The following is a 10,206-nucleotide window of genomic DNA, read 5'->3' as shown; positions in this document are numbered from 1 at the left end:
GACGTGGCTTCGCAGACCGGGCCGTACGCCACCGCGGTCGCCGGGCCGCCGACGCGGGGCGGCGCCCACCGGCGGGGGCGCAACGGGCAGCGAAAGGTACTGGACCAGCGGCCGCTCTGGCAGCGCCCGAAGCTGATCTCGCTCGCCGCCGCCCTCGTCGCGACCGCGGTGATGGCGGCCGACGGCAAGCTCCGCTTCATTCCGTTCCACCTGCTCAGCGGCCCGGCCGACGGCCTGGTCACGGTCGCGCTGGACAAGGTCGTCAACAAGTTCCAGCCGCACAAGCAGCTCGGCGCGGGCGTCGACGGCCTCGAGGGCGGCGAGATCGCCAAGGTCTGGACCGACAAGAACATCGGCGCGATGAAGTCGGCCGGCTGGGGCGCGATCAGCTACCGCCTCCGCACCGAACTCGGCGTCAAGGCCTGGCACTGGAACCCCACCGGCACCTGGTCCAACGCGTCCAAAAAAGAGGGCTACTGGACCTCCAGTGACACGATCACCAAGGACGCGGGCGTCTCCTACGGCTACCACCTACCGCGCCGCGGCAACACGATCGACCAGGCCAACAACGACGCGTTCGCCAAGCTCACCGACGGCGACCCGAACACCTTCTGGAAGAGCAACCCGTACCTGGACTCGCATTTCACCGGCGAGCCCGACGCCGAGCACGCGCAGTGGATCATGATCAGCCTCGGCTACGCGAAGCCCGTCCAGGACGTCACGATCAACTGGGGCACGCCGTACGCGACCCGGTTCAAGGTCCAGTACTGGTCGGGCAGCAACGACGCGATCCACCCGTCGCACCCGACCGCGAACTGGAAGGACTTCCCGTCCGCGTCGTTCGAAGGCAGTGGGGGGAAACAGACCGTCACGGTAGCCGACGCCCCGGTGAACGCGCAGTTCGTCCGGATCGTGCTCACCGCCGACTCGAACACCGCCCCGGAAGGCTCGACCGACATCCGCGACCGGCTCGGCTACGCGGTCCGCGAGCTCTCGATCGGGTACACGAAGGACGGGTCGTTCGTCGACCACATCGTCCACCGCAAGGACCAGCAGCAGTCGCCGACCTGGGTGTCGTCGACCGACCCCTGGCACAGCGCTGCCGACCTGGACAAGGACTACGAGCACGCGAGCTTCGAGCGCACCTACGCCAGCGGCCTGACGAACGACGAGCCGATGATGATCCCGGTCCCGGTCCTCTATGGAATCCCCGAGGACGCGGCCGCGCTGATCTCGTACCTCAAGCAGAAGAAGTACCCGTTCACCCAGGTCGAGATGGGCGAGGAGCCCGACGGTCAGATGGCGACGCCGGAGGACTACGGCGCGCTCTACCTCCAGGTCGCCGACGCGATCAAGAAGGTCGCCCCCGACGTCCAGCTGGGCGGGCCCGGCTACCAGACCGTGCTCCCGGACTGGATCCACTGGGCCGACGCCAGCGGCGACCGCTCCTGGACCAGCCGGTTCGTGAAGTACCTCAAGGGCCGGGACCGGATGGAGGACTTCGACTTCTTCTCGTTCGAGTGGTACCCGTTCGACGACGTGTGCGGGAACCACGCGAAGCAGATCGCCCAGCACCCGGTGCTGTTCGACGCGATCATCGAGAAGCAGTACCAGAACGGCCTGCCCCGGGACATCCCGATGGTGATCACCGAGTACGGCTACTCGTCGTTCGCCGGCCAGGTCGAGCTGGAGTTCCCGGGCGCGATCGTCAACGCCGAGACCGCGGCCCGGTTCCTGGCCCGCGGCGGCCACACCAGCTACTTCTACGGGCTCGAACCCAACTGGGTGTTCCAGGAGGAAGAGGGCAAGCCGTGCGACACGTACGGCAACCTGATGATGCTGCAGTTCTACGACGACTTCCAGATCCGGCCGGTCGTCGGGTACTACGCGGCCCAGCTGGTGACCCGGCACTGGGTGGAGCCGGGCAACGACGAGCACCAGGTGCTCGAGACCACCAGCAACCTCACCTACCCGGACGGGAACCCGCAGGTCACCGCGTACGGCGTCCGGCGTCCCGACGGCAAGGTGTCGGTGCTGCTGATCAACAAGGACCCGAAGAAGGAGGTCACGGTCGACATCGCCGCGTCCGGGGGTGACCTCGACGGTGACGTCCGGATGTACCAGTACTCGAGCGAGCAGTACGACTGGGAGCCCGGCAAGACCGAGGACAACGGCGGGAAACCGGCGAAGAGCCATCCGCCGGCCAAGACCAGTCCCCGTTCCCCCAAGGTCACGCTCCCGCCCTACTCGCTCTCCGTCGTGCACATCGACGTGTGACAGGCTGTACGGCATGACGATCGGAACCCTGGTTTTGCTCCGCCACGGCGAGAGCGAGTGGAACGCGAAGAACCTGTTCACGGGGTGGGTCGACGTCGACCTCAACGCCAAGGGTGAGGACGAGGCGCGCCGCGGCGGCGAACTGCTCAAGGAGGCCGGCCTCCTGCCGGACGTCCTGCACACGTCGGTGCTGCGTCGGGCGATCCGGACGTCGGTGATCGCGCTGGACGCGCTCGACCGGCTGTGGATCCCGGTCACCCGGAGCTGGCGCCTGAACGAGCGGCACTACGGCGCGCTGCAGGGGAAGAACAAGAAGCAGACGCTCGACGAGTTCGGCGAGGAGCAGTTCATGCTCTGGCGCCGCTCTTACGACACCCCGCCGCCGCCGCTGGAGCGGGACGCCGAGTGGTCGCAGTTCGCCGACCCGCGGTACGCATCGCTGCCGCCGGAGCTGCGTCCGCAGACCGAGTGCCTCAAGGACGTCCTGGCCCGGGCGCTGCCGTACTGGTACGACTCGATCGTCCCGGACCTGCAGGCGGGCAAGACCGTGCTGGTGGCGGCCCACGGCAACTCGCTGCGCGCGGTCGTGAAGCACCTCGACGGCGTCAGCGACGAGGCGATCGCCGGCCTGAACATCCCGACCGGCATTCCGCTCCGCTACGACCTGGACGAGGATCTTCGTCCCACCAATCCCGGGGGTACCTACCTGGACCCGGAGGCGGCCAAGGAAGCCGTCGCCGCCGTAGCCAACCAGGGCCGCTAGGTGGGCGGCCCGCCCAGAACGACGCCGACAGGCGAGCGGGCCTCCTTGAGGCGGCAAGCCAAGGGCCACGGCGTCGGCCCGCTCGACTGCCGGCGCCGCCCTGGGCGGGCTCCACGTCAGAACGAAAGCGCCTTCGGCGCTTTCAGCTTGCGGCGGTGAGGACAGCCGCGTCGTCTCGTGCGGGAGCGCGCAGTGTGATCGCGGTCAGGTCGGGGACGACGACGTCCGCTTCGGTGAGGTCTTCGGCGGGGTGGGACGTCGTCACCGCGACGACCGGGCAGCCGGCGTCGCGGCCCGACCGGATGCCGGCCGGTGCGTCCTCGAACACGACGACCGCACCGCCGGCGCCGAGCCGTTCCATCCCGATCAGGTAGGGCTCCGGGTCGGGCTTGCCGGCCCGGACGTCTTCCGCGGTCACCAGCACGCTCGGCGTCGGCAGGCCGACCGCGGCCAGCCGGGCCGTGGCGACCGCGAGCGTGCCGCTGGTGACGATTCCCCACGGCACGACCCCGTCCACGGCGTCGACGAGCTGGTGGGCGCCGGTGACCGCGGTCAGGCCGGCGATGTCGCCGGCCTCGAGCGCGGCCAGACGCGCGGCCGCACCGGCGACCTGGTCGGCCGGGAGCATCTCCCGGATGTGCTCCTCGGCCCGCTTGCCGTGCAGCTGCTTCGGGAGCGCCTCGGGCGGCAACCCGTACCACCCGAGGAACGTCGCCCACTGCCGCTCCACGACCCCGGTGGAGTCGACCAGCGTCCCGTCGAGATCGAAGAGGATCCCGGCGAGCGTGGTCGACCACGTCTCGGGGTGGGCGAGTCGGTGCGTTTGCGCGGCCATCACGACCGCATTCTTCCTCAGGCGCTCGCCGGCAGCACACCCGTCACGAGTTGGACCATCCGCCTGGCCAGCGACACCGCGTGATCCGCGTAACGCTCGTAGAACCGCCCGAGCAGCGTCACGTCGATCGCGGCCTCCATTCCGTGGGCCCAGTTGTCGTCCAAAACCCGGGCAAACAGTTCCCGATGGAGCGCGTCCATCCGGTCGTCGTCCTTGGCGATCTCCGAGGCGAGAGATACGTCTCGTTCCACTAAAACGTCGCGGGTCTTGGCGATGATCTTGTCGGCCACCTGGGCGGCCTCGGCGAAGATCGGCTTCAGTTCGTCCGGAACCGCGCAGTCCGGGTACCGCATCCGGGCGATGGTCGCGATGTGCCGGGCCAGGTCGCCCATCCGCTCGAGCGACGAGACCATCCGCAGCCCGCCGATGATCGTCCGCAGGTCGACCGCGACCGGCTGCTGCCTGGCCAGCAGGTCCATCGACCGCTCTTCGAGTTCCCGGTGGAGCGCGTCGATCTGGGCGTCGCCCGAGATGACCGCCTCGGCCAGCGTCAGGTCGGACGTGAGCAGCGCTTTCGTCGCCGAATCCATCGCCAGCTGGGCGAGGTCGGTCATCCGGACGAGGATCTCGTTGATCTTGGAGAGCTCGCCGTGGAACGAGTCGCGCATGTACTCCCCGCAGAGTTTCGGCAGTTTTCTCGACGCTAGTGGGCTTTGCGTCGATCCAGCTGTCCCCATCGGTGTCGATCCACTGAAAGTTGAGCAGCCATCCGGTGAACAGCTGCCGCAGATTTCGGTCAAGCGGTCACGTTAGGGTCACGGCACTCCGAGTGCCTCATACGATCATTGTCGTGGATCTCGTATCGGCGCTGCTCATCGGCGTCCCGGCCGTACTCCTCGGAGTCGCTGTCGGGGTCGCGGTGCACGCCTTCTCGCGGCGCTCGCCGCGGGTCGAGGCGACCCCTCCGCCGACCACCGAGATGGACCTCGATCTGGTCCGCCGGAGCCTGGACGGACTGGGAGTTGGCGTCGTTGTTCTGGATCCCCGCGACGAAGTCGTGCTCGCGAACCCCGCGGCACGTAGGCTAGGGGTTGTCCGGGACGGTCGGATCGGACATTCGGTGCTCCGCGCCTTCAGCCGGCAGGTCCGGCAGATCGGTGAGGTGCGGGAAACCGAGGTTGAGCTGCCGCGCGGGCGCGGCCTGGAACCGTTGGGGGTTCGGGTCCGGGCCGCCCCGCTCGGCGTCGGCGGCCACGCCGTGATGCAGGTGGAAGACGTCACCGAGGCGCACCGGCTGGCCAACGTCCGCCGCGACTTCGTCGCCAACGTCAGCCACGAGCTCAAGACGCCGGTCGGAGCGCTCTCGCTGCTGGCCGAGGCCATGCTCGACGCGGTGGACGACCCGGCTGCGGTCCAGCGGTTCGCCTCGCGGATGCGGCACGAGTCCGGCCGCCTGGGCCGGCTGGTCCAGGAGCTGATCGAGCTGTCCCGGCTGCAGGGCGCCGACCCGCTGCCCGAGCCGGTCGCGGTTCCGGTCGACGAGGTCGTCTCCGAGGTCGTCGACCGGACGAAGACCGTCTCCGAGGGCAAGTCGATCTCGGTGGTCTCCGGCGGCGAGCGCGGGCTCGTCGTCGAGGGCAACGAGAACCAGCTGATCACCGCGCTGGTCAACCTGGTCGAGAACGCGGTGACCTACAGCCCCGAGCGCACCCGGGTCGCGATCGGCACCCGCCGTCGCGGGCACCTGATCGAGATCTCGGTCTCCGACCAGGGCATGGGCATCGCCGAGGCCGACCTCGACCGGATCTTCGAGCGCTTCTACCGGGCCGACCCGGCCCGGTCCCGCGCGACCGGTGGCACCGGGCTCGGCCTGGCCATCGTCAAGCACATCGCCACCAACCACGGCGGCAGCGTGGACGTCTGGAGCGTGGAGGGATCCGGCTCGACGTTCACGATCCGCCTGCCCGACCCCGGCTGCGACTCGCCGTTCGAGGATTTCGACGCGCTCGAAGACCTTGACGGGCTGGCCGAGTTCTCCGGCGGCGACAACCAACCGAACTTAGATCCGGGCGCCGTTGAACAGCCGCCCGAACACCCCACAGCAGTAACGAGAGGTGACGCGTGACCCGAGTCCTGGTGGTCGAAGACGAGGAGTCGTTCTCGGACGCCTTGTCCTACATGCTCCGCAAGGAGGGTTTCGAAGTCGGGCTCGCCGCCACCGGGCCGGACGCGCTGACCGAGTTCGATCGAGCCGGTGCCGACATCGTTCTGCTCGACGTGATGCTGCCGGGTCTGTCCGGCACCGAGGTCTGCCGCACGCTGCGCGCGCGCTCGACCGTGCCGATCATCATGGTGACGGCTCGGGACGGCGAGATCGACAAGGTCGTCGGGCTCGAGATCGGGGCCGACGACTACGTCACCAAGCCGTACTCGCCGCGGGAGCTCGTCGCCCGGATCCGGGCCGTGCTGCGCCGCCGGACCGAGCCCGAGGAGCTGACCCCGGCCACGCTGGAGGCCGGCCCGGTGCGGATGGACGTCGACCGGCACACGGTCACGGTCAACGGGGACGGGATCTCGCTGCCGCTCAAGGAGTTCGAGCTGCTGGAGATGCTGCTGCGCAACGCTGGTCGGGTGCTCACCCGGGGGCAGCTGATCGACCGGATCTGGGGTGCGGACTACGTCGGTGACACGAAGACGCTCGACGTCCACGTCAAGCGTCTCCGCGCCAAGATCGAGCCGTCGCCGTCGAACCCGCAGTACCTCGTCACGGTCCGAGGCCTGGGCTACAAGTTCGAGGCTTAATTTGGGCGGCCCGCCCAGAACGACGCTGACGCGCGAGCGCGCTTCCTTATGGCGCTCCGCTGATGCCACGGCGTCAGCGCGCTCGAGCGCCAGCGTCGCCCTGGGCGGGCTCAAGGACGCTCCTATGACGCGTCAAGTGGTTGAGGGTCCGTTTTCGAGGAGTCGGTAGAGCTCTCGGGCGACGTAGCGTTTGAGGCAGCGTTTGATTTCTCGGTCGGTTTTGCCTTGAGCGCGACGTCGGTCGGCGTAGGCCTGAGTTGTTTCGTCGAGCCGGAGGCGGGTGAGCACGATGGTGTGCAGGGCCCGGTTGAGTTGGCGGTCGCCGGAGCGGTTGAGCCGGTAACGCACGGTTTTTCCCGAGGATGCCGGGATGGGTGCGACGCCGGCGAGCATGGCGAACGCGGCGTCGTTGCGGCAGCGGCCGGGGTGGGACCAGGCGGTGAGCACGGTGGCGGCGACGATGGGTCCGACGCCGGTGAGGGTGAGCAGGTCCGGGCGCCAGGACCGGACGATCGCGCGGATCGCGTGTTCGTGTCCGGTGGCTTCGGTTTCGAGGAAGCTGACCCGGCGGGCCAGCTCGCGCAGCACGGTCAGGCTGGTGAAGACCTCGACGTCGCGGGTGGTGGCCGGGCGCAGCCGGGTCGCGGTGGCCAGCATGGTCCGGGTGCTCTGCCCGCGGAAGCGGGCGCGGACCGGCTCGGGTGCGGTGATGACCAGGGCGTGGAGTTGCTGCTGGGCTTCGGCGCTGGCTTCGACCGCGGCGCGGCGGGCGGTCAGGCGCAGTTGTCACGCTGCGCGTTGGCCGCCGGTTGTGGGTTGTGCCAGCCGAGGTCGGGCCAGGGCGTCTCGGGCGGCGCGTTCGGCGTCGATCGGGTCGGACTTTGCTCCGGCTCGCCGGGCCGGGCGCTGTGGCCGGTCGAGTTCGACGACCAGTTCTCCTGCGGCGGTCAGGTGGCGGGTCAGTCCGGCGCCGTATCCGCTGGAGCCTTCCAGGGCCCAGGCGCGCAGCCCGGAGTGCTGGTCGGCCAGGACCATGAGCTGGGTGTAGCCGTCGGGGTCCGCGGTGATGCTGATCCGGGCTAAGACCCCGCCGGTGCGGGTGTCGAGGACCGCGGCGGTGTGGGTGTCTTTATGGGTATCGACGCCGATGACGACCTCGGCGATCTCTGTCAGCATGGTCATGCGGACTGTGATGGGACGCGCCAGCCGTTAACTGGCGGTCAAGCTCCTGATCAGGCCATCCTCTCCGGCCGGGCCGGTGCCAGGCAGCAGCAGGCGGACAAGTCCTGGCCAAGACACACAGTCAGTCAGAACACGAGTCACACCCGCCGCTGCCAGCCGCCAGCTCATCATTACGCGAGCCGACACCACCAGCCTCACAGTCAGAGCAAACGCGCCTGGGGGCGCTCAAGCGGCTGCGCCGCAGGCGTCGAGCTCGCGCGCGGTGCGCCCCATGGTGACGGTGACGATGCCGCCGCAGTGGCACTCGACCTCCATCACGATTCCGTGGTCGGTGTTGGAGTAGCTGCGGATGTCGTCGGTGCTGGCCAGGGTGCGCGCCCCGTGGTGGGGGCAGTCGATTGCGAACATGCAATCAGGGTCCCGCCGGACCGTGTGACGGCGTGAGTGACCGGAACGCCCACGCTCGAAAGAAGTCTGCCAACGTCGGTGTATCGCTGATCGCAAGAAAGCTGCCATGATGGGCGCATGATCGTCACCGGCGTGACCCCCAACATGATCGGCGCGCTCAGCTTCGGCATCGCGACCGAGGTCTTCGGCTATGACCGCACCGCGATCGGCCTCCCGCCGTTCGACTTCCGGATCGTCCCGGCCGAGGACGGCCCGATCCGCACCCGCTACGGGGCGACGATCAACCTCGACGGCGACGTCAGCCGCATCGACGAGTCCGACCTCGTGCTCGTCCTGCCCTGGGAAGACTTCGACAGCCCGCCGCCCGAGCGCTACCTCGAAGCGCTCCGCCGGGCCTACGACCGCGGGGCCACGCTGATGGGGTTCTGCTCGGGCACGTTCGTGCTCGGCCGGGCCGGCCTCCTGGCCGGACGCAAGGCCACCACCCACTGGCAGAACTCGGTGTACATCGCGAGCCAATTCCCCGACGTGACGATCGACGCCGACGTGCTCTACGTCGACGAGGGCCGGGTGCTCACCGGGGCGGGCAGCGCGGCCGGGCTCGACCTCTGCCTGCACTGGGTCCGCCGCGAGTACGGCGCCCGGGTGGCGAACGCGCTGGCCCGGTCCGTCGTCGTGCCGCCGCACCGGGACGGCGGGCAGGCCCAGTACATCGTGTCGCCACTGCCCGAGGTCGGTGACTCCGACCGCCTCGTCGACGTGCTCGCCTGGATGCGGATGAACCTGCACGAGGCGCTCACCGTCGAGGTGCTCGCGGCGAAGGCGCTGATGAGCCCGCGCAGCTTCGCCAGGCACTTCCGCGCGACGACCGGGACGACCCCGCGGGCCTGGCTCCTGCAGCAGCGCCTGCACCGCGCCGAGGAACTCCTGGAGGGCGGCGACCTGCCGGTCGAGGAGGTGGCCCGCCGGGTCGGGTTCGGCACCGCGGCCGCCCTGCGCGACCAGTTCGTCCGCCGCCGGGGCGTCCCCCCGCGTGACTACCGCCGCGCTTTCCGCAGCGCGTCCGAATGCCCTGAGGAAGAAGGTGCTGCCTAGGCGCCGGCCGCGCGGGAGGCCTCGACCGTCGCCGGGTGCGGCGCGATGAGGCCTCGGGCCTCGCGCGCCTCGCAGAGGCGCTTGAGCTCCGCGTACGCGGACTCGCCGATCAGCGCGGTCAGCTCCGGCCCGTAGGTGAGGTACAGCGGCTCCGCGCCGACGTGCGCCTCCGGCGCCGACGTGCACCACCAGTGCAGGTCGTGCCCGCCCTCGCCCCAGCCCCGCCGGTCGAACTCGCCCAACGTGTCGACGAGTACCTGCGTGCCGTCGGTGCGCGTCACCCAGTCCTGCTCGCGACGGACCGGCAGTTGCCAGCAGACGTCGGGCTTGGTCTCGAGCGGGTGCAGTCCCTCGCGCAGCGCCAGCGCGTGCAGCGCGCACCCGGCCCCGCCCGGGAACCCCTCGCGGTTGTGGAACAGGCAGGCGCCGTCGACGACCGCGGTCCGTAGCCGGTCTTCCTCGTCGCCGACCGAGTCGCGCTCGGTCCAGGCCTTCCAGTTCCCCTTGCGGTAGAACTGCCAGTCGGCCGGCCCGAGCCGCTTCACGAACTTCGCGACCCGCTCGACGTCGTCGTCGTCGGTGAAGAAGGCCCCGTGGCTGCAGCAGCCGGTCTCGGCCCGGCCCTCGACGACGCCGTGGCAGCCCACGCCGTAGATGCAGGTCCAGCGGGACAGCAACCAGGTGAGGTCGGCCTTCACCACGTGCTCGGGGTCGGCCGGGTCGATCAGCTCCAACCACTCACGAGTGAAGTCGAGGGACACCTCGGCATCGCGGGGACGGGGCATCGGAAGCTGGACGGTACGCGCCACGCAACCAAGCCTACGGCCTGAATGAACAGTGAGTG

General features: G+C 69.6%; 9 protein-coding genes and 1 pseudogene. 5 read left to right on the top strand and 5 right to left on the bottom strand.

What is annotated here, in order from left to right:
- Positions 1–2,277, top strand: a 2,277-nt coding sequence (locus FL583_RS37925; protein ID WP_142709749.1) for a discoidin domain-containing protein, incomplete at its 5' end; no start/stop codon positions are given.
- A 13-nt stretch (positions 2,278–2,290) separates the two neighbouring features.
- Positions 2,291–3,040: a phosphoglyceromutase gene (locus FL583_RS37920; protein ID WP_142709748.1), complete on the top strand. Its 750-nt coding sequence runs from the start codon at positions 2,291–2,293 to the stop codon at positions 3,038–3,040.
- Positions 3,041–3,182: 142 nt separating this feature from the next.
- Here the strand turns inward: FL583_RS37920 and FL583_RS37915 are convergent, their stop codons facing one another.
- Together FL583_RS37915 and phoU are read right to left on the bottom strand one after the other, a co-directional pair.
- Positions 3,183–3,875 (bottom strand): HAD-IA family hydrolase, encoded by a 693-nt coding sequence (locus FL583_RS37915; RefSeq protein WP_142709754.1) that lies wholly within the window; start codon positions 3,873–3,875, stop codon positions 3,183–3,185.
- Between the two features lie 17 nt (positions 3,876–3,892).
- A complete protein-coding gene (gene phoU / locus FL583_RS37910; RefSeq protein WP_142709747.1) occupies positions 3,893–4,543 on the bottom strand; it encodes a phosphate signaling complex protein PhoU in 651 nt (216 codons plus the stop codon).
- Positions 4,544–4,725: 182 nt separating this feature from the next.
- On the opposite strand from phoU, the gene FL583_RS37905 reads away from it, so the two are divergent.
- Positions 4,726–6,000 carry a sensor histidine kinase gene (locus tag FL583_RS37905; protein WP_240746959.1) on the top strand — a complete coding sequence of 425 codons (1,275 nt, stop codon included), beginning with the start codon at positions 4,726–4,728 and terminating at the stop codon, positions 5,998–6,000.
- Positions 5,997–6,677: a response regulator transcription factor gene (locus FL583_RS37900; RefSeq protein WP_142709746.1), complete on the top strand. Its 681-nt coding sequence runs from the start codon at positions 5,997–5,999 to the stop codon at positions 6,675–6,677. The genes FL583_RS37905 and FL583_RS37900 overlap by 4 nt, the downstream gene beginning before the upstream one ends.
- 132 nt (positions 6,678–6,809) lie before the next feature.
- Here FL583_RS37900 and FL583_RS43345 read toward each other — a convergent pair.
- A pseudogene (locus tag FL583_RS43345) lies at positions 6,810–7,859 on the bottom strand (IS110 family RNA-guided transposase).
- Between the two features lie 225 nt (positions 7,860–8,084).
- Positions 8,085–8,267 (bottom strand): hypothetical protein, encoded by a 183-nt coding sequence (locus FL583_RS37890; protein ID WP_142709745.1) that lies wholly within the window; start codon positions 8,265–8,267, stop codon positions 8,085–8,087.
- A gap of 117 nt (positions 8,268–8,384) precedes the next feature.
- On the opposite strand from FL583_RS37890, the gene FL583_RS37885 reads away from it, so the two are divergent.
- A complete protein-coding gene (locus tag FL583_RS37885; protein ID WP_142709744.1) occupies positions 8,385–9,362 on the top strand; it encodes a helix-turn-helix domain-containing protein in 978 nt (325 codons plus the stop codon).
- Here FL583_RS37885 and FL583_RS37880 read toward each other — a convergent pair.
- A complete protein-coding gene (locus FL583_RS37880; protein WP_142709752.1) occupies positions 9,359–10,147 on the bottom strand; it encodes a DUF3109 family protein in 789 nt (262 codons plus the stop codon). The genes FL583_RS37885 and FL583_RS37880 overlap by 4 nt on opposite strands.
- Between the last annotated feature and the right edge of the window lie 59 nt (positions 10,148–10,206).

The organism is Cryptosporangium phraense (genome assembly GCF_006912135.1).
In the GTDB taxonomy this organism is placed as follows: Bacteria; Actinomycetota; Actinomycetes; order Mycobacteriales; family Cryptosporangiaceae; genus Cryptosporangium; species Cryptosporangium phraense.
This window is presented reverse-complemented; position numbering and strand designations above follow the sequence as displayed.